Below are 22052 nucleotides of genomic sequence, written 5' to 3' on the forward strand. Positions count from 1 at the left end.
AATAAGATGTAAATAAATGTGGACTTTACTTATTTATACGCTACCCTTATAGGCAGAATTTTAATATAAATTTAATTAGGAATGATTATGGAAACAATCGAAAAATACTCAGATCAAATATTTGGTTATGCTGTTGAGTACGGCGGACAAGCATTAATGGCGTTAGCTGTATTAATTATCGGCTTATGGATCATTAAGCGTATTAGTAAAGCAGTAAACGTAGGATTTTCTAAAAGTTTGAAAGATGAGACATTAATCTCATTTTTAACTGGTGGTATTAATATTCTATTAAAAGTTCTATTAATTATCAGTGTTGCTTCTATGGTTGGTATTGAAACCACATCATTTATTGCTGTACTAGGTGCTGCCGGTTTAGCTATAGGTATTGCTTTACAAGGGAGCTTATCTAACTTTGCCGGTGGTGTAATGCTACTTATATTTCGTCCAATTCGTGTTGGCGATTATATTGAAGCGCAAGGTGAGTCTGGTGTAGTTATCGAAATGGGTATTTTCGTTACTTTATTAGAGACATTTGATAAACGTATTATCGTTATTCCTAATGGTCCTTTATCTAACGGTAACTTAACTAACTTCACAAAAAGCCCTGTTCGTGCGGTAGAAGTTACTTTTTGTATTAGCTATACCGATAACATGAAAGTTGCTCGTGATACCTTAGTTGAGTTGATGAACAGCGATGAAAGAATTTTAAAAGAAGAAGGTAATGTTGTAGCGGTTGTTAATTTAAACGATAGCTCTGTAGATATTCTTTACCGTGCTTTTGTTAAAACTGATGATTACTGGGGATATTTCTTTGATATTCATGAACAAGGAAAGCTTGCTTTAGAAGCTGCTGGTTGTTCTATCCCGTTCCCACAACAAGATGTTCATTTATTTAAGAAGAACTAGGTTTTACCCGTTAGTTAGTCTTTCATATTTAGAATAATAAAAAGCCACTCTTGTAGTTGTCGCTTATCAAGAATCCCTGCTAAGAAATTAGCAGGGATTTTTTTTAATTAAAAAATTATTCAAACATATTTTTAGAGGAAATGATGATTAATAATCATACACGGTTGACTGAGAATATTTTGGTAAAAGTGATTTAGCTTGAAAAATTGGATCGGTAATGGTGGTAATAGAGACCGTGGGGATTGCCACTTATTGCGTCAATATAAGTGTTACTGGGAAATTATCGTGCTTGGTGACTTTGTTGAAAAACTACTGTAAGCAACTAACAATAGCAATAAATTAGAAAACAAAAAAATAGGGGGGCACGATACACCAATAATTTGAAATATTAGCGGTGAGTTGTAATCTTATTACACAACCAATTGGTTATAATTAGAGTAAATTGGTTAACCGTATTAGTTTGGTATTTCTAACCTACTGTTATTTCGTCTTTAATTTTATATGATTTGGACAGGCCAACACCTTGCTTTAAAATACTTACTTGGTATAACCAATGGTTGTTATTTGGTAATGCACAGGTTTTGATTTTGGTTGACAATTTATTGTTGTTCTGGTTATATGGTCTGATAACAATATATCGTATTCAATTATAAAATATACCGGTGTTAAAAATCGGTGAACCGGTATTAATGACATATAAGTTATACATAATTCTATAAATAACAATTAATCAGAGCTCTTTGGTGATTCCAACAAAGAATTCTACTTCTTTTTACAATGAAATTAGGTGGTTTTTAATGTTTATTAGAAGTGTTTTTCTATCGATGTTTTTACTGTCTTTTTCAGGGTTATCTATTCTCAGGTGTTAATACACCATTGCATGTGGAGCGTGCAGATACTTTATACAAGATTGAGAAAGTAAAACCCAAAATAATAATAAGAAATTAAACAAAGAGAAAATAGATAATGAAGCATTTCAATCCTCACACAAATAAACCTTACCGTTATTTTCAGCAAAAAATGAGCAACGTTTTTACATTATTCGCTTTTGCGTTACCTGTTTTTTTTGCATCACTCAACGCTCAAGCAACTGAGACAAATACACCTATATCGAAATCTCATAGTAATCTTGCTGAAGGTGCTTTACTGGGGGATCTATCAAAACTTGATCCGCTTAAAAAACCAGGTGAAAATTTTGACTTACTCGATTGGTCGTTAACATTGCCAACTGATATAAACAAAGATAAAAAAGCAGATACCGTCTATGAAAAGTCATTAGATAAAGGTTTCAGCTTAAAGCCTTTTTTCTACACAGCTGATGATGGTGGCTTGGTATTCGCTTCACCGAACGTAGGTGCTAAAACCTCAAAAAACACAAAATATGCTAGAAGCGAGCTACGCGAGATGCTACGCAGAGGTAATAGTCGAGTTAAAGTCAAAGGTATGACTAAGAATAACTGGGTTTTTGGTGGTGCACATGGCTCGATGAAAGCTAAGTCTGGCGGAGTAGGTGGAAGTTTGGAAGGGACTCTGGCAGTGAACCGAGTATCTACCACGGGTGATGAGAAAAAAGTTGGACGCGTGATCATCGGACAAATTCATGCCACGGATGACGAACCTATTCGTTTATATTACCGTAAATTACCAGGCAACTCGAAAGGGGCTATTTATTTTGCCCATGAAATAAATGATGGTGATGATGTTTGGATAAACATGATCGGCTCTCGTTCTCATAAATTACCAGATCCTGATGATGGTATCGCCTTGAACGAAAAATTCTCTTATAAAATTTCTGTAGAAGACGAAATGCTGTTCGTGACTATAATTAGAGAAGGTAAGCCTAATATTACTAAGCACTACGATATGAAAGATAGTGGTTATAGTGCTGGTAACCAGTATATGTACTTTAAAGCTGGTGTTTATAACCAAAATAATGGCGGCGCTGATGGTGATTATGTGCAAGCTACTTTTTATCATATGCAAAATAAGCATAAAGGATATAAGTTTTAGTACAGTTGGGGCATCAATTTTTACGTGAAACTTTTTAACTCGCACAACAATTATTGGTTATTATTTCTGGTAAGTGCGTTTTAATAAATTGGTTGACACTTTGGTTTGGGTTGCGTATGTTCAAATTGATATCCTTCTAACATAAATATAATAATTAAATAGCAGTAATATTCTTGCAATAAAAATATAACAATTTAATGGCAGTAACATGCTTGCAATAAACATAAATGGAGAACTCGATATGTCCTTGATTCAAGGGAAAAACAAAAATACCACCTCTCAAGGTGGGAGATTTAGGCTTTCACCTATAGCAAAATGGGTAAAAGCTGGAGTTATTACTTCGGTAGCTAGTACTTTTGCATTTTCGGCAACAGCACAAGACGCGGAAGCTGAAAGTATAAAAGCTGACAAGAATATAGAAGTTGTTGAAATTGTTGGTACTCGCAGAACAATTCAAAACCAAATTGCAATAAAGCGTGAAGCTACAACTGTTGTTGATGGTTTATCTGCTTCAGATATTGGTGATTTACCAGCGCTTTCAATTGGTGAGGCTCTAGAAACAATAACGGGTGCATCATCTCATCGTGAAAATGGTGGTGCTACTGAAATCAGTATCCGTGGTTTAGGTCCATTCCTAAGCGCAACACATATTAATGGCCGTGAAGCGACCAATGGCGGCGGTGACCGTTCAGTTAACTTTTCTCAGTTCCCTTCAGAATTAATGAAGAAAGTAGCTATTTATAAAACTCAAGATGCTTCTATGATTGAAGGTGGTGTTGCGGGTGTTATTACGCTTGAAACACTTAAACCTTTAGATTTTGGTGAGCGACGTATTCAAGGTGAAGTAAAAGGTAACTACAATCCTGACCAATCTAACGTTGAAAATTCACTTCAAGGTGATTTAGGTTACCGTGGAACTTTAAGTTTTGTTGACCAGTTTGAATTTGATAACGGTCAAGCAGTTGGTGTAAGTGTTGGTTGGCAACGTCAAGATATTAGTCAGCCAGAAGCTGAGTATAGAAGCTCAAGCCCGTCAGGCTCATCTTTGTGGGCATGTTTGAATGATCCTACAAATACCAATGAAGGTTTTTACCGCAGTACAGCAGGCGATTGTGAAGATCAAGTTAGCGGTTCGAGTAATCAAGGTTACAATACTGAAATTGATCCAGCTACAGGTAAAGCAGTAGATTCTGGTACACCATACGCATGGACTGGTTCAAGCAGAAGTTTCCGTCAAAACGAAACGTCTGACGAAAGAGAAGCTTTATTTATCGCTTTACAATACCGTCCATCAGAGAGTTGGGATATAAACTTTGACGCTCAAATTTCAGATCGTACCCAAACAGAATCTCGCCATGATTTAATCTTCTTGCAAAAGCGTGTTACTCCAGGCGTCACTGGGCAAAATCTTATCACAAACGATGTGGGTGGTATTCTGCACTGGGAAGGTTCAGACCGTATCGAATCTGCTGGTGAATATTTTGAGCGTGAAGAAAACTACACAGCTTACGGTTTAAATATTGAACATTATGCTACTGAAGATTTAACCATTACTGTCGATATTGGTTATTCTGAAACAAACCGTGAAGAACTTCAAATATCTAACAGAGGAAGAACTAGCTCTGCTGATAATCCGTTTTCTTGGGATTTAGGTGAACAGATTCCTCATTTCACATTATCTGATTTTGATGTTACTGATATTTCAAACTTTTCTAGTGACCTTCGTACTCGTCTCGACCGAGAAAATGTTCGTGATAACGAAATTATTGGCGCACGAGTTGATTTTGACTACAAACTAGACGGCGATGTTTTTACTAGCATTCAAGGTGGATTTAGAGTTTCTGAATTGTCGTTTGTTCAATTTGGTGGTGTTAATAATAGTGGTAACGGTTCAAGAGCAGAGTTTACTATAGATGATCCTGAAGCTGGCCTTAATATACTTGAAGGCTGTCAAATAGACTTCCCTGAGTCGAGCTTTTTATCAAGCGTTTCTGACGGCAATATTATTACTAATGTTGATAGTTCAGGTAATGTTATAGATAGTGGTACAGGCGCTTCGTGGGCAACTTATGATAATGAGTGTTTTGCTCAAGCAGTTGCTTCAGCTAATAATGGTAGCTTGGAATATCCAGAAGTTGTTTACGAAAATTCAGGTACAAGTGACGTTACTGAAAAAACAACAGCTGTTTATGCAATGGCTAGTTATGATACTGAAATGTTTGGTAAGTTTATTCGTGGTAACTTTGGTGTACGTGTAGTAAATACCGACGTAACTTCTATTGGTTTTAGAGAAGATTTTAACGTTGTTACTGATGAATTAGGTGTAGTAAGTTTAGAAGGTAATGGTGACATAGAACGTGTTGAAGGCGGTGGTGACTATACTAAAGTTTTACCAAGCTTCAACTTAGTTGTTGATTATGAAGAAAATATTATTTTAAGAGCAGGTGTGTTCCGTGCTATGTCAAGAGCCGATCCATCTGATTTAGGTTTTGATCGCTCATTCGTAACCGATGACAACAGTGATCCAACATCAGTTAATGATTTATTAGTGGGTGCTGAAGGTTCTGGTAACCCTGATACTCAACCATTAATGTCATGGAACTATGATTTAGGTTTTGAGTGGTACCCTAACGATGACTCTATTGTTGCATTTGGTCTTTACTACAAAAAATTCAATGGCGGCTTCCAACAACAAACTGTATTAGAAGACTTTAACGTTGAAGGTGTTGATTTCTCTTTACCTATTACTAACTCAGTAACGAGTGATGATGAAAGTGAAATTATGGGCTTAGAAGCATCATTTTCATATCGTTGGGACAGTGGTGTTGGTGTGAAGTTTGGTTATAACTACGCAGATACTAACTTTGAGTTTGAAGATAGTCTCTACGGCGATACTTTCAACACTGACTTAGATGGTACTACGACTCAACTTACGCAAGGTATTGTTCCTCCTGCTTCAGTACCAGGGTTTTCAGAGCATGTATTTAGTGGACAGTTATATTACCAAATCGGCGATTTCGACACTGCTCTTATCTACAAATATCGTAGTGAATACTTCCAACCTTATACTTCTAACGGCACAAGATTACGTTATGTAGATGAGGCAAAAGTTTGGGAAGCGCGTGCTTCTTACAAAATTAATAAACACGTTCGTGTTAAATTCTCTGCAATTAACTTGTTCAGTGAAGCTCGTAGTGATGACTACTTTGTTGAAGGTAACTTAGGTAGCGTTAGTGACTATGGACCTCGTATATTCGCAGGTGTCAGCGTTAAATATTAATCAAACTATGTACTCAATTAAAACGAGTTAAATTATAAGAATTAAAATATTCGGAGTAGAAAATATGTTTAAGAAATCACTTATATCTGTGATCGTTGCTACAGCTTTAGCTGGTTGTGGCGGCGATGACAACGCTCAACTAGATGGTAACAGTCGTGGTAGCATTGAAATAACTGGAAGCGATCTTTTCGCTGGTGGCGAACTATCAGCATTGGCTACTGATGCTGACGGAATTCAAGCAGATACGCTTGTTTACGTTTGGTCAACAGGTACTATTGGCACAACTTACACAATTACTGAAGCTGACGAAGGTTCTCCTATCTCAGTTTCAGCTAATTATACTGATAATGCAGGCTTTACAGAAGGTGTAGGTGCTTCTACTGAAGAAATTAAGCCAACATTTAACGTATCTGCTAGCATTGTTAAAGGCCCTGTTGAAGGTGCAACTTGTGAAATATTCGAAGTTAATGCAAACGGTGAAGCTATTCTTCCTCAACAAGCAGATGCGCCCTCTGATGCTTTAGGTAACGTTTTATTTACAGACGCTCATATTGCAAATAACGGCTTGCTTTCATGTACTGGCGGTTCTTACATCGATGAATCAACAGGTTTAACATTAGACGCGCCATTAATGAGATCAGTGGTAAAAGTAGTTGACGATATTGTTGAAACAGATGACGAAGGTAATGAGACGGTTACTGTAGCACCTGTATATGTAATATCACCATTAACCGAAATTGTTGTTCAAAACACAGAGGCTAACTTTAATAACTTTGATGAAGTAGCTGAAAGTATAAATGCCCGTTTTGGTATTCGTTTCGACACAACTGAAGTAGCTCCTACGGTAGTGGGTACTGATAGTCTTGGTGCTGATGGCGCTGAGAATAGTGACAGATATGGTTCTGTATTAGCACTAATATCTCAACTTGATGCAGACAATACAGATGCTGACATATCAACGGTTATTACAGACCTTTCTACTGATATTGCTGATGGTGATTTTGCTGATTCTTTAGATATATTTGAAACAGCACAAACTAATCTTCAAACTACTTCTGAAGTTGCTAGCTTCGTTGATTCAAATTTGCTTGACATAATTGGTGCTTCTGTAGGTTATAACGACACTCAAGTAGTGGCAATTATTGAAGGTGACCTAAGTGGTACTGCGAGAAATACTGCAGAGGAGAATTTTACTGGTACGTTAACTGTTATTGATCCTAACTTTAATGAAGATTCTTTTATCGAACAAACCGACGTAGCACTTATTTATGGTACGTTCAGTATCAGCAGTGACGGAGTTTGGACATATACGGTTAACACTGAAAACGAAATATTAGCTGCTCTTGAAGTAGGTGCTTCTGTAAATGACCCTGTTACTGTCCAATCTGCTGATGGCACTACTGCCCAAATTGATATTCGCGTTGCTGCGCTTACTCAAGTTGTGGAAATAACCAATACTGATGACGATACAGGTGAAATTTTATTTAGAGTTGAAAATCTTCGTCAAGGTAAACTTAGCGCATCTTTCTTAAAAGAAGTTGCAATAGGTAGTGATGGAAACAGTAAAGATGCTTATATTAAGCTTGGTGGTTCATCTGGTAGCAATAGTGAATCACTTATAGATTTACGAATTCAAGGTGATCAAACGTCAATTGACGCTAACGGTACTGAAACTCCAATAGCTCCTCGTTTATTTGTTCGAAATACTGACAGTGACATTTATCCTGGCGATTCACTGATTGAAGACTTTAACGAAAATCAGTTTTACGACATAGACATTACATGGGACTTGGATGCAGTTGAGCAAGTTACAGTAATGCTTGATGGTGAAGTTATTTTTGGAGGTTCATTCTCTACTCCAGCAGTTGTAGATTCTGACTTTGAAAACTTAGATCAGTGGTTCGCTGATGGTATTCAAACTATTCAATTCAGATTTGGTGATAATGGTACAACTATCCCATTTGGTTCTTATTTTATTGATAATATTGAATTGTTTTCTGATACGGCTGGTACTGATACCGCAAGCGTATTCTCAGATGACTTTGAAGGCTATACATTAGGTGATGATTTAAGTGATACCACCAGCCCATACACTACATCTGTTTACGCTGAAGTTGCAGTATTTGACGCAGGTGATGGTACTGTAGAACAGACACCAGCTGTCTTCTTTGACCTTGGAGGCGCAATTGCTAGCGATGAAGCCTCTGTAACAGGTGCTATTAGCGTACAGGATATCAATGAAGGCGAAGCGTCAATTACAGCAGCAACGATTGTTGGAACTTACGGTACATTCAATATTGAAGTTGATGGTTCTTGGACGTATACACTTGATACTAACAACGCAACTATTGCTGCGTTAATTGTGGGTGAACGTGAAACTGATACTTTCACAATTACATCAAGTGACGGAACTACTGCTGAGTTTAATGTTTTAATTAACGGCACTATTGTTGTAGCTACAGGAGCAAACAATGTTGCTGTAATGTCTGATACAACAACAACGGCTGATGCTGAATTGCGTTTAACAACAGACGCACTTGCTGAAGGTTCTATTTCTACAACTATTAAACTACAAGCAATCTCTGGGTTCACTGCTACCCCAGATGTTTCAGAAGATAATACTGCTTATATTAGTGTTTATGGTGGTTCTGCATCTTCAAGTAACTTAACGGGTGAGATTATCTTTAGTAATGGTGCCATTAAGTATCGTGATGCATCAAAGGATCAACAAACTATTACAGGCTTAACTTACGCTGATGATACTGATATTGACGTAGTGCTTGAATGGTCTGCAACAGGTTACTCTGTTTCAATTGATGGTGGCACAACGTTCTTCGGACCTTATGTTGCAATTAATACAGGTACAGCAACAGAAACGTATCAAGTTCGTATTGGTAGCTCAGGTAAAGAGTCAGCGAAAGAGTTATTAGCTGATGAAATCGTGGTTGCTGATGCAGCAGGTACGGCAATTCTAACTGAAAACTTTGAAACTTTTGCCGATGGTGAAGATTTAAGTACGTCTTATTCAAGCTCTGCTGAATCAACAGTTAGAACCATCGCAGGAACTGAGGTAAACCTTGTTGCTGTAATGTCTGATACAACAACAACGGCTGATGCTGAATTGCGTTTAACAACAGACGCACTTGCTGAAGGTTCTATTTCTACAACTATTAAACTACAAGCAATCTCTGGGTTCACTGCTACCCCAGATGTTTCAGAAGATAATACTGCTTATATTAGTGTTTATGGTGGTTCTGCATCTTCAAGTAACTTAACGGGTGAGATTATCTTTAGTAATGGTGCCATTAAGTATCGTGATGCATCAAAGGATCAACAAACTATTACAGGCTTAACTTACGCTGATGATACTGATATTGACGTAGTGCTTGAATGGTCTACAACAGGTTACTCTGTTTCAATTGATGGTGGCACAACGTTCTTCGGACCTTATGTTGCAATTAATACAGGTACAGCAACAGAAACGTATCAAGTTCGTATTGGTAGCTCAGGTAAAGAGTCAGCGAAAGAGTTATTAGCTGATGAAATCGTGGTTGCTGATGCAGCAGGTACGGCGATTCTAACTGAAAACTTTGAAAATTTTGCTGTGAATGATGATCTAAGCACTACATACTCTAGTTCTGCTGAAGCAACTGTTCAAGAACAATAATTATTTTGAAGTTTTAGATTGATCTTTATACGATTATGTTTAAAATGCCGCTTATTAATAAGCGGCATTTTTTTGTCTTGATTTTCTTATTAACTGTTGTTAAGTGCTAAATAGCTATTTTCATTGAAGTATTCTGGGATTTTATATATCTAAACCAAATACGATAGAGGACAGGTACTTTGAAGTAACTCTATGAAACCACAACATTTATCATAATAGGAACTATCAAAAATTCAGTATAATTATTTACAACATTATATTAAAAACTGGAAGGGTAAGAACGTAGATTTGAATAGAGTCAAAAGCAAAACTATACGACTCCATTGAGGTTAAACACCAAATTGTGTGTAGTTTCATGTTTAGCTAGTTTTAAAATATCTAGCTATAAGCCTTTGAAAAAATAGGTGAATGATAATAACACAAGGTTATTAGATAAAATGTTTAATCCAGTTGGTCTAAATTATTAAATCTAACATACTAAAAAGGCTTTAACTCTTGCGAGTTAAAGCCTTTTTTATTTTTGTAACTTACTGTAGTACAGTCTATTACTTTATCTATTAACCTTCTTGAGACGCTAAATACTCATTATAAGTACCAGCAAAGTCTGTGTGGCAATTACTTTTTAATTCAATAACACGAGTTGCTATACTTGAAACAAACTCACGGTCATGACTGACAAATACAATAGTACCTTCAAAGTTTTCCATCGCCATATTTAACGATTCGATTGATTCCATATCCATGTGGTTAGTAGGTTCATCCATGACTAAAATGTTAGGTTTCTGCATCATTATTTTACCAAATAACATACGACCTTGTTCACCACCTGATAATACTTTAACTGATTTGTTAATATCGTCTGCTGAAAATAATAAACGACCTAAATAGCCACGAACAGCCTGTTCATCATCAGTAGGTTGGCGCCATTGGCTCATCCATTCAAACAATGTCATGTCTGTTTCAAATTCATGTGCATGGTCTTGCGCGTAATAACCAATGTTTACATTGTCTGACCACGTTAATTCGCCAGAGTCATTAGCATAACCTGCATCATTCATTAACATACGTAAGAAGGTAGTTTTACCTATGCCGTTTTCGCCAATGACCGCAACACGTTCGCCCACTTCTATCATCATAGATAAATCTTTTAATACGTGGTTGTCGTCAAAGCTTTTGTTTACGTTCTCAAGTACCAGTGCATTTCTGAATAATTTCTTTTCTAGTTCAAAACGAATAAATGGATTAACACGACTTGACGGTTTAACGTCAGTTAATTGAATTTTGTCTATACGTTTCGCACGAGAGGTTGCTTGTTTTGCTTTTGAAGCGTTTGCTGAGAAGCGAGCAACAAAAGCTTGAAGTTCGCCAATTTGTGCTTTTTTCTTAGCGTTATCAGCAATAAGTTGAGCTCTAGCTTGTGTAGAAGCCAACATGTATTCGTCGTAATTACCTGGGAATACATTTAACTCGCCGTAATCTAAATCAGCCATGTGCGTACATACGGAGTTTAAGAAATGTCTATCATGCGAGATGATGATCATGGTTGAATTACGTTCGTTTAACGTTTCTTCTAGCCATTGAATAGTATGAATATCCAAGTTGTTGGTTGGTTCGTCGAGTAATAAAATATCAGGATCAGAGAATAACGCTTGAGCCAATAGAACACGAAGCTTCCAACCTGGCGCAACTTCACTCATTAAACCGTAATGTTGGTCAACTGGAATACCAACGCCCATAAGCAATTCACCAGCACGACTTTCTGCACTGTAACCGTCCATCTCTGCATATTCAGATTCTAAGTCACCAACACGCATACCATCTGCTTCACTCATTTCTGGTAAGGCGTAAATACGATCACGTTCTTCTTTAATTGCCCATAACTCGGTATGACCCATAATTACCGTATCTATTACAGTTGACGCTTCAAAACCGAATTGGTCTTGGCGTAATTTACCAATACGTTCGTTTGGATCTAAATTTACATTACCGCTGCTTTGCTCTAAATCACCACCAAGTATTTTCATGAAGGTAGATTTACCACAACCATTGGCGCCAATTAAACCGTAGCGATTACCGCCACCGAATTTTTGTGAGATGTTTTCGAAAAGAGGTTTTGCACCGAATTGTTGAGTGATGTTGTTAGCTTGAAGCATGAGTAGAATGTATTCCTAAGTACTGTATTTTAATGCCGTAATTATACAAGGCTTATAGTTAAATAACCATTTTAGTGTTTTTAAAGCTCTAATGAATTTTAATGTTTTTTATAAAATTGATAAATGTTATTTTTATACTTTAAGATATTAATTTATATGAATATTTATTGGTAATACGTGGTTTTTTCTGTAATGATAATGACTAATATGGAATATATAATAAAATTGGAAATATAAATAAACATGAAATATTTATTAACAAGCTTAATTTTAGTATTAACTCTGAGTGGTTGTTCAGGTAATGGAATGTCTAATGTTAAACAACTAAAAGCTAATGATTTTAAACAAGCAAAAACTCAAATAGTTATGATTGAAGATGATAAGCAGAGAAAGTCAGTTAAGAATGTATTGTCGGATTGGATGATTAGTAACGGATATGATGTAGCTGATTATGAAGTTAGGGTTATTGAAAAGCTGAAGGATGGACAGGTTTTATTCAAATACAATGCTAATTGGTGGTGGGATGTAGCATCATATATGCGTTATGCAAACTTAGAGCTAATTGACAAAAATGGAAGTGTACTGGCTAGTGTCGATTTTGATTCAGTAAAATATGGTGGAATGGACAAGTTTGGTGATGCAGAGCGACGCTTAAAAATATTAATGGAAGTACTAATGAATGAAATGGATACGGTGAACGCAGAAAAATGTTTAGAGCTTGGTTGCAAAAATTAAAAATCGTTTTTAAGTTTAATTAGCTTTTATCCACCTATACTTTTAAAAGTATAGGTGGATTTTTCTTATAAATTACTTAGTTCGACTTTTTTGTGGCTTACGATCATTAAACTGATTTTCACTAAAGCGTGTTAAACCTTGTTTGCCTTTACCTGCTGGTTTTGGTTTTTTACCGTAAGCTTTAACTTGTCCGGGCGATGTTTTATTGCCTGTTGAGTTGTTCTTACCCTTACCATTGTTTTTGTAGTGTTGTTTATTTAATTCACCACGTGTTTCTGCAGGTACTAAGCATGTAGGACCAGAACCAATGAGCTTTTTAAGCCCCATCTTCAATAATTCTTCTCTGATTATTGGCCAGTTAACAGGATCATGGTAACGCAATATCGCTTTGTGTAAACGACGTTGGATGGTGCCTTTAGGTACATTCACTTTCTCACTGTTTTTTCTAACATTTTTCAGTGAGTCAATTTCTGTATGGTATAAGGTTGTGGCATTTGCTAATGGCGATGGGTAAAAGTTTTGTACTTGATCTAACTTAAAATCGTTTTCTTTTAACCATAATGCAAGATTAACCATGTCTTTATTGGTTGTACCAGGGTGAGCAGAGATAAAGTAAGGGATCAAGTATTGCTTTTTACCCGCAACTTTAGAGTAATGATCAAACATTTCTTTAAACTTGTCGTAACTGCCCATACCAGGCTTCATCATTTTGTTTAATGGGCCTTCTTCGGTATGTTCTGGTGCTATTTTTAAGTAACCGCCAACATGATGTGTTGCTAGCTCTTTTACATATTCTGGTGATTCAATCGCTAAGTCGTAACGTACACCTGAGGCAATAAGTACTTTTTTGATACCTGGTACTGCACGTGCTTTCCTATAAAGTTCAACTGTAGGGGTTTGATCTGTATCTAAATGCCCACAAATAGTAGGCCAAACACATGACGGTTTACGACACGTTGCTTCAGCTTTTTCGCTTTTACAACGCAGTTTATACATGTTGGCTGTTGGACCACCTAAATCAGATATTACGCCAGTAAAACCAGGTACTTTTACTTTAATGTCTTCAATTTCTTTAATGATAGATTCTTCAGAGCGACTTTGAATGATTCGACCTTCATGCTCAGTAATCGAACAGAAAGTACAACCTCCAAAACAGCCACGCATGATATTAATTGATGTTTTTATCATGTCGTAAGCTGGAATTTTAGCATCGCCATAACTTGGGTGTGGAACGCGTTGATAATTTAAATCAAAAACACTGTCCATTTCAGCTTCTGATAAAGGTTGTGCTGGCGGATTTAACCAAATAATTCTATCGCCATGACTTTGTGCTAAAGGCTTAGCTGACGTTGGATTAACTTCTTGATGGAAAATACGAGAAGCATGGGCGTACATCATTTTGTTGTCGCGAACTTGTTCGTAAGTTGGTAAATTTATATAGGTAGTTTCCCACGGTTTCTTTTTGTCTTTCCACGTTTTATTTTGGTAGTCTTTTATTTCAATCACTTGTGGCGCTTTAGTCACGTCGTTAGTAATTAATGAATCGTTATATTCTTTTGCTGCTTCTTCACTATTACTATCACAACTTTTTTCTGTCATGTCTTGATAAGGGCTATGAATCGGATCTATTTTGCCGGGTTTATCAATGTTTCGTGAATCAATTCCTTTCCACCCTGGAAGTGCATGTTTAGCTAAAAAGGCACTGCCTCTTACGTCAGTAATACTTTTAGCTTCTTCGCCATTTGCTATTCTGTGTGCGATTTCAATAAGTGGTCGTTCTGCGTTACCGTATATTAATAAATCGGCTTTTGAATCAAATAATACTGAGCGACGTACTTTGTCTGACCAGTAATCGTAATGAGCTACACGACGCAAGCTGGCTTCAATACCACCAATAATAACAGGTACACCTTTATAGGCTTCTTTACAGCGCTGGGTATAAACGTTTACTGCACGGTCGGGTCTTTTACCACCTTCATCGTTTGGCGTGTAAGCATCATCATGTCGCATTCTTCGTTCAGCCGTATATCGGTTGATCATCGAATCCATGTTGCCCGAGGTCACACCAAAGAATAAGTTGGGTTCACCAAGTTCCATAAATGCGTCTTTGGAGCTCCAATCAGGCTGAGAAATAATACCAACACGAAAGCCTTGGTCTTCTAACATTCTGCCAATAATTGCCATACCAAAGCTTGGGTGATCAACATAGGCATCACCGGTAACAATAATAATGTCACAACTATCCCACCCCAAAACGTCCATTTCTGCACGAGACATAGGTAAAAATGGTGCTGTGCCGTAGCATTCAGCCCAGTATTTAGGGTAATCGAATAATAACTTACTCGTTTGGGTAACTTTATCGGTAGACTTCAAGATTGCAACTCTTAGTAAAACTATGACTAACTTTGGTGCGATTATACCTAGTGCCAGATTAAATAGGAATTGCTTTACAATATTTAGAGGGCTTTTTGGTGATTAAAGCACATTATCTAATAATTAAGCTAAAACTTAGCCCAAGTTAATCAATAGGTAATAGCTTCGTCTAATTAAATAAACAATCTAAAAATATAGATAAGTGCATTTGATTGTTTAGACTATCTATCGTCGCTATCAATCGCTAATTGTATTTTCTGGTGGTATTCATCAATGTGTAAGTTGAAGTGAATATCTTTGTAGCATGATGGGCATTCATCATAATAGTCTTGGTCGCCTCCAGATGTGTCTAAGGCTACATGTAGATGATGGCCACAATGAGGGCAGCTAATACGTTTGTTAGTAATATCTTGGGGCATGGTAACTCCTCGACTTGTCGTCAATACAGTCTTTGAATAAGAGTGTCTGTCATTCTGTTTATGTAGAGCAATCTTATACTGAGTATGAACCAAATTTGATAAAATACACGAGGAAAATAGCTCCGTTTAACTAAGCTATTAAAGGCTAAGGATATTTATATTTTGAAATAGGAGGTGTAAGCATTTTAGTTTTAAAATGTGCGTTTATGTACTTATATAGTTTGTCGTTTTAAAAGATAAAACACTAAAGCTTAATTGTATAGTGTTCAAATATAAGAATTCAAAGCTTCATCTTTATCACATGCTTTTAACTTTCATCATCAACAAGTAAATGTTCTATTTTATTAGGAATACCATCCCATTCTTTAGCATCAGCGGGTGGAGCTTTCATTTCTGTAATTCTTGGCCACACTTGGGACAGTTCAGCATTTAATTCAATAAAGTTCCTTTGTGCTTCAGGCACTTCATCTTCTTGGAATATTGCGTCAGCAGGACATTCAACGGGACATAAATCACAATCGATACAATCATCAGGGTTGATCGCTAAAAAATTAGGGCCTTCATAAAAAGCATCAACGGGACACACAGCCACACAATCAGTATATTTACATTTTATACAATTATCAGTTACTACAAATGCCACAATTTACCCTAGATTCATCAGACGAAATATTTTCAGGCGATCATACCTTGAACATAAACAAATTCAATTACTGATTTCATTAATTCGATTGGTATCACCAAGCTCTTGGGGTAAAATAGCGAGAATTAGTTGTTATTTTCCCGTCTGGGTATGTAGTTTTGGAAATTTTATGCTTCGTTTGACCAACCTTAAGTTAGATCTCAATCACCAACCTGAAGAATTAGAACAAGCTATTTTGCAAACGCTGTCTATTAGCGCTGAGCAATTAGTGAAATTTAATGTATTTAAACGCGGTTACGATGCTCGTAGAAAAAACTCCATCATTTTAATGTACACGGTAGATGTTGAAACCACAGTAGATGAAAAACTGCTTGAACAATTTGCAGACGATAATAATGTTAAATTGAGCCCTGATACTAACTATTACTTTGTTGGTGAAGCACCAGAAGTTGTAGAACAAAGACCTGTTGTTATTGGTTTTGGCCCGTGTGGTTTATTTATAGGTTTAGTCTTAGCTCAAATGGGCTTTAAGCCGATTATTTTAGAACGCGGCAAAGAAGTACGTGAACGTACCAAAGATACTTTTGGTTTTTGGCGTAAAAAAATATTAAACACTGAATCAAACGTTCAGTTTGGTGAAGGTGGTGCAGGTACTTTTTCTGATGGAAAACTATATAGCCAAGTTAAAGATCCAAAACATTACAGCCGTAAAGTATTACATGAATTTGTAGATGCTGGCGCACCAGAAGAAATTCTATATGTAAGTAAGCCGCATATTGGTACGTTTAAACTCGTTACTATGATTGAAAAAATGCGTGCGACAATAACCGAATTAGGTGGTGAAATTAGATTCAGCCAACGCGTAGATGACATTTTATTTGAAGATGGTGAAGCTAATAACGCCGAAACGGATGCTGAAAGTGATAGCAGTGCCGAAACTAATCGCAAGGTTGTAGGTGTTAAGCTTTCAACTGGAGAGATCATAAAAACTCAGCATGTAGCGTTAGCTGTAGGGCATAGTGCCCGTGATACTTTTAAAATGTTAAACGATAAAAATGTTTATATGGTGGCTAAGCCATTTTCTATTGGTTTTAGAATTGAGCATGAGCAATCTGTTATTGATGATGCTCGATTCGGCAAAAACGCAGGACATCCTATTTTAGGTTCAGCCGATTATAAATTAGTTCATCATTGTAAAAATGGTCGCTCTGTTTACAGTTTTTGTATGTGCCCAGGTGGTACTGTTGTAGCCGCTGCCTCAGAAGAAGGGCGATTAGTAACGAATGGTATGAGCCAATACTCTCGTCATGAACGTAATGCCAATAGTGCGATTGTTGTTGGCATCGACCCGAAAGATTTCTCATACGGTAGCGATAATGATGAAAGTGATAATATTTTAGCAGGTGTCGATTTACAAAGACGACTTGAAGAGTTTGCTTATAAACTAGGTGGCGAGAACTACGATGCGCCTGTGCAACTTGTAGGTGATTTTTTAGCAGGAAGAAAGTCTGGTGAACATGGTAGTGTTGAGCCATCTTACAAGCCAGGTGTTACTTATTGTGATTTAAGTGAAACCTTACCTCCTTATGCAATAGAAGCTCTACGTGAAGCATTACCTGCTTTTGAAAAGAAAATTAAAGGCTTTGCAATGGAACACGCTACTTTAACAGCCGTTGAAACACGTACGTCTTCACCTATTCAAATTACTCGTGATAAAGAAACCTACCAAAGCTTAAATGTTGATGGTTTATATCCTGCGGGTGAAGGTGCAGGTTATGCAGGCGGAATTTTATCTGCAGGTATAGACGGTATTAAAATTGCGGAAGCGATTGCTTTGAGTATGTTGAAGAAGTAATTTAGCCAGTTTTTAAATATTCAGTTAAATGATTATCTCGTTCTAGAAACATAAGCCTATTACTCAAACTGAGTACTAGGCTTTTTTTTATCCTTTATTCCTTTAACTGAATTGTTTTCAATAATGTAAGGCAAGGTATGTGTTTGCCAATTTGATAAAGGCAGTTGCTCATACATATTGTTCATGGTTTTCCACAAACTATTTAAAGAAATACGTTTAACAATCCAATGTGGAATGATGCCTTTAGGATCAGCAATCACTGTATAGGTAATATTAATGTTGCCATTATCAACGGGCTTAATAAGCCAATGGGCTTTTATCACCTCTATTTTTATCATGTTGTTTTGTAAATAAGCGGGCTTGTTGACATCTTCTACCTGTATTTCAACAGACAAATCATCATTCTGCCAATGGCGCGAGTTAATTAACATATAGCGTTCTGATACAGGCCAAAAACTATTGAAGTTAACAATAAATAGGTTTTCTTGAGGAGATATATTTTCAATTACTTGGCTGGAATGGGCATTATCCAACCACAGAGGCATGTTCTTTGTGTCTTGAATAAATAGTAAAAAACTAGACAAGCTAGACTGTATTGTTGTATTTACCTTTATTTCAATTAACGGGCTATTTTTAGATTTATGATAAGCAACATGAATGTTGTTATCTTCTTTCCATGTTTTCCATAAAGTTTTGTCTACTACTTCTGCGCTCAATATTCCTATATTCGATATATTTGATTGAACAGCTAAACTACCCAAAGGAAATAATGCCGTTAACATTAAAGAAATATAAACAAAAATGTATGTTGATGAATGCGTGTTATTTACGGCTTTTTTATTCACTGTATTAATAACAAAAACCTTATATTTATTGCAATTAGGGCCATATTACACTATATTCCCGTGCTCATTTATTCCTTCGTTGGAATAAAGCAAAAGATTTAGCAAGATAGGGTTTTATTTAATAACGATTATTTAATAAAACCGTGTCTATAAATATTAACATTGATAATACCAGCCTCAATAACAAATTATTGGGGTTAGTATGAAACTAAAGCAAGCGGCACTTAGTGTGTGTCGCCACTGTACAAAGGATATTTCATGCCAGTAATAACTCTTCCTGACGGCTCTCAGCGTTCTTTCGATAAAGCAGTATCTATTATGGATGTTGCATTAGATATCGGCCCAGGTTTAGCAAAAGCAACGATCGCAGGCCGTATTGACGGACAACTTGTTGATGCGTGCGAATTAATTGAAAACGATGCGTCTTTACAACTTATTACGAGTAAAGACAGTGAAGGGCTTGAAATTATTCGCCATTCAACTGCTCATTTATTAGGTCATGCTATTAAGCAATTATGGCCAAATACTAAAATGGCAATCGGTCCTACTATTGATAACGGCTTTTATTACGATGTTGATTTAGAAGAATCTATTACAGAAGATGATTTAGTTAAACTTGAAAAACGTATGACTGAATTAGCCAGAACTGGTTATGAAGTTATTAAGAAAACAGGTACTTGGCAATATGCTTATGATGCATTTACTGAGCGCGGTGAAACATACAAGCTAGAAATTCTTGATGAAAACATAGATAAATCAGATACACCTGCTTTATATCATCATCTTGAATATACAGATATGTGTCGTGGTCCTCATGTTCCAAGCATGCGTCATTGTCATCATTTCAAACTAATGAAAGTTGCTGGCGCTTACTGGCGTGGTAATTCAGACAATAAAATGTTGCAACGTATATACGGAACAGCATGGGCTGATAAAAAACAACTTAAAGCATATATCCAACGTTTAGCAGAAGCTGAAAAGCGTGATCACCGTAAAATCGGTAAAACGTTAGACTTATTCCATTGGCAAGAAGAAGCGCCAGGAATGGTGTTTTGGCATAACGATGGTTGGACTATATATACAGAACTAGAAAAGTTCATTCGTGAAAAGCTTCATGAATATGATTACGACGAAGTTAAAGGTCCATTAATGATGGATCGCGTGCTTTGGGAAAAATCAGGACATTGGGACAAGTATGCAGAAAACATGTTCACAACAACGTCTGAGAAGCGTGAATATGCGATAAAACCAATGAACTGTCCTGGTCATGTACAAATATTTAACCAAGGCTTAAAATCTTACCGTGATTTACCATTACGTATGGCTGAGTTTGGTTGTTGTCATCGTAACGAGCCATCAGGTTCTTTACATGGTTTAATGCGCGTACGTGGTTTTACCCAAGATGATGCACATATCTTCTGTACAGAAGAACAAGTTCAAAGCGAAGTAACTCAATGTATTGAAATGGTCTATGATGTATATAAATCATTTGGTTTTGAAGATATAATAGTTAAATTATCAACGCGTCCTGAAAAACGCATTGGTAGTGACGAAATATGGGACAAAGCTGAACAAGGTTTAGCACAAGCGTTAACTGATTTAGGTATCAATTTTGAGTATCTTCCAGGTGAAGGTGCTTTCTATGGTCCTAAAATTGAATTTACTTTACTTGATTGTTTAGGTCGTAATTGGCAATGTGGTACAGTTCAATTAGATTTTGCTTTACCAGAACGTTTAGATGCAACTTATGTAGGTGAAGATAACGAACGTTACACACCTGTTATGATTCATCGTGCAATTTTAGGATCTTTAGAACGTTTTATCGGAATTTTGATAGAAGAGTACACAGGTAAATTTCCTACATGGTTATCGCCAAATCAAGTGACTGTAATGAATATTACGGGCAAACAGGACGATTATTGTGAAAAAGTTGCAAAAAAACTGAAAGAAAGTGGATTTAGAGTAAAACTAGACTTGAGAAATGAGAAGATAGGCTTTAAAATCCGCGAGCACACTTTGAAGCGTGTTCCATATTTGTTAGTTGTTGGTGACAAAGAAATGGAATCTGGCGAAATCGCTATACGAACTCGAAGTGGTGAAGATTTAGGTACAATGTCTGTTGATGGTTTTATCCAGAAATTAACTGAAGAAGTTAAATCTAGAATATAAACGGGCATAATAATATTTTATAATCCATATATTACAATTCAGTAATAAAATATGGGAACAAAGTTCTTTGGAGGAACATGGCTATTAAAGGTGGTCAACGAGGCGGGCAAAAAGAGCCAGCTCATCGTTTGAATGAATTAATTACAGGTACTGAAGTACGTTTGATCCGTTATGATGGCGAAGCTGGAGGGATTGTTACTTTAGATGAAGCAATGAATCAATCTATCGAAGCTGGAGTTGATTTAGTAGAAATCAGTCCAACGGCACAGCCGCCAGTTTGTCGAGTGATGGACTACGGTAAGTTCTTGTATGAAAAAGCCAAAGAACAAAAAGAAGCTCGTAAAAAGCAGAAACAAATACAGGTTAAGGAAATTAAATTCCGACCTGGTACAGATGAAGGCGACTATCAGGTAAAACTACGCAGCCTGAAGCGCTTTTTAGAGGATGGCGACAAGATCAAGGTAACATTACGTTTCCGCGGTCGTGAAATGGCCCACCAAGAACTAGGCTTAGATTTGTTAACTCGCGTTAAAAACGACTTAGCAGAACTAACAGTAGTTGAGTTTTTCCCTCGTAGAGCGGAAGGGCGTCAAATGGTGATGGTCTTAGCCCCTAAAAAATAGATAATAACTGGTAGTTAAAGTAATGAGTTGGCTTGCTGACTCATTCACCACTATTATCGAAAACTGGTAATATAGGCTTACAAGTAAAACTTAACATCCTAATTGTAAAATTAGGCACTGAGTTTTCGCCTAGATTGCTTAAATTTGGCATCCCAATGCGGAGTTATTTATAATGCCTAAAATGAAAACAAATAAAGGTGCTGCAAAGCGCTTTAAAAAAACAGCTACAGGTTACAAGTTCAAACAAGCTGGTCTTCGTCATATTCTGACTAAGCGCCGTACTAAAGTTAAGCGTCATTTGCGTGCTAAATGCATGATTTCTGCGGCTGATATTAAATCAGTTAAAAAACTTTTACGTCACGGTTAATAGGAGA

The 22052-nt window shown here is 36.6% G+C and carries 14 protein-coding genes; 9 read left to right on the plus strand and 5 right to left on the minus strand.

Annotated elements, in window-relative coordinates; genetic code table 11:
* The first annotated feature begins 87 nt into the window (after positions 1-87).
* From ACPUVN_RS05305 to ACPUVN_RS05320, 4 genes are all read left to right on the plus strand, one after another.
* A complete protein-coding gene (locus tag ACPUVN_RS05305; protein WP_426370121.1) occupies positions 88-906 on the plus strand; it encodes a mechanosensitive ion channel family protein in 819 nt (272 codons plus the stop codon).
* Positions 907-1872: 966 nt separating this feature from the next.
* A complete protein-coding gene (locus ACPUVN_RS05310; protein ID WP_426370122.1) occupies positions 1873-2916 on the plus strand; it encodes a polysaccharide lyase family 7 protein in 1044 nt (347 codons plus the stop codon).
* Between the two features lie 241 nt (positions 2917-3157).
* Positions 3158-6196 (plus strand): TonB-dependent receptor, encoded by a 3039-nt coding sequence (locus ACPUVN_RS05315; protein WP_426370123.1) that lies wholly within the window; start codon positions 3158-3160, stop codon positions 6194-6196.
* 64 nt (positions 6197-6260) lie between these two features.
* Positions 6261-9863 carry a VCBS domain-containing protein gene (locus ACPUVN_RS05320; protein ID WP_426357666.1) on the plus strand — a complete coding sequence of 1201 codons (3603 nt, stop codon included), beginning with the start codon at positions 6261-6263 and terminating at the stop codon, positions 9861-9863.
* Between the two features lie 557 nt (positions 9864-10420).
* Here ACPUVN_RS05320 and ACPUVN_RS05325 read toward each other — a convergent pair.
* Positions 10421-12016 carry an ABC-F family ATPase gene (locus tag ACPUVN_RS05325; protein WP_426357665.1) on the minus strand — a complete coding sequence of 532 codons (1596 nt, stop codon included), beginning with the start codon at positions 12014-12016 and terminating at the stop codon, positions 10421-10423.
* A 243-nt stretch (positions 12017-12259) separates the two neighbouring features.
* Here ACPUVN_RS05325 and ACPUVN_RS05330 point away from each other — a divergent pair, with 243 nt between their 5' ends.
* Positions 12260-12751, plus strand: a complete 492-nt coding sequence (locus ACPUVN_RS05330) for an Sbal_3080 family lipoprotein (protein WP_426357664.1) — start codon at positions 12260-12262, stop codon at positions 12749-12751.
* 72 nt (positions 12752-12823) lie between these two features.
* On the opposite strand, the gene ACPUVN_RS05335 is transcribed toward ACPUVN_RS05330, so the two are convergent.
* From ACPUVN_RS05335 to fdxA, 3 genes are all read right to left on the minus strand, one after another.
* Positions 12824-15028 (minus strand): YgiQ family radical SAM protein, encoded by a 2205-nt coding sequence (locus tag ACPUVN_RS05335; RefSeq protein WP_426360566.1) that lies wholly within the window; start codon positions 15026-15028, stop codon positions 12824-12826.
* 317 nt (positions 15029-15345) lie between these two features.
* On the minus strand, positions 15346-15543 hold the full coding sequence (locus ACPUVN_RS05340) for a CPXCG motif-containing cysteine-rich protein (RefSeq protein ID WP_426357662.1): 198 nt from the start codon (positions 15541-15543) through the stop codon (positions 15346-15348).
* Between the two features lie 307 nt (positions 15544-15850).
* Positions 15851-16186, minus strand: coding sequence for a ferredoxin FdxA (gene fdxA, locus ACPUVN_RS05345; protein WP_426357661.1), 336 nt, complete (start codon positions 16184-16186; stop codon positions 15851-15853).
* A 169-nt stretch (positions 16187-16355) separates the two neighbouring features.
* Here fdxA and ACPUVN_RS05350 point away from each other — a divergent pair, with 169 nt between their 5' ends.
* Positions 16356-18041: an NAD(P)/FAD-dependent oxidoreductase gene (locus tag ACPUVN_RS05350; RefSeq protein WP_426357660.1), complete on the plus strand. Its 1686-nt coding sequence runs from the start codon at positions 16356-16358 to the stop codon at positions 18039-18041.
* A 59-nt stretch (positions 18042-18100) separates the two neighbouring features.
* On the opposite strand, the gene ACPUVN_RS05355 is transcribed toward ACPUVN_RS05350, so the two are convergent.
* Positions 18101-18886 carry an START domain-containing protein gene (locus ACPUVN_RS05355; RefSeq protein ID WP_426357659.1) on the minus strand — a complete coding sequence of 262 codons (786 nt, stop codon included), beginning with the start codon at positions 18884-18886 and terminating at the stop codon, positions 18101-18103.
* Between the two features lie 258 nt (positions 18887-19144).
* Between ACPUVN_RS05355 and thrS the strand changes: the two genes are divergently transcribed.
* The 3 genes from thrS to rpmI all read left to right on the plus strand — a co-directional run bounded on the left by thrS (position 19145) and on the right by rpmI (position 22045).
* Positions 19145-21055 (plus strand): threonine--tRNA ligase, encoded by a 1911-nt coding sequence (thrS, locus tag ACPUVN_RS05360; RefSeq protein WP_426357658.1) that lies wholly within the window; start codon positions 19145-19147, stop codon positions 21053-21055.
* Positions 21056-21132: 77 nt separating this feature from the next.
* Positions 21133-21678 (plus strand): translation initiation factor IF-3, encoded by a 546-nt coding sequence (gene infC, locus ACPUVN_RS05365; protein ID WP_426357657.1) that lies wholly within the window; start codon positions 21133-21135, stop codon positions 21676-21678.
* 172 nt (positions 21679-21850) lie between these two features.
* Complete coding sequence (gene rpmI / locus ACPUVN_RS05370) at positions 21851-22045, plus strand: 50S ribosomal protein L35 (RefSeq protein WP_426357656.1); 195 nt, start codon at positions 21851-21853, stop codon at positions 22043-22045.
* Positions 22046-22052 lie beyond the last annotated feature (7 nt).

Source organism: Pseudocolwellia antarctica, assembly GCF_049933045.1.
Lineage (GTDB): Bacteria > Pseudomonadota > Gammaproteobacteria > Enterobacterales > Alteromonadaceae > Pseudocolwellia.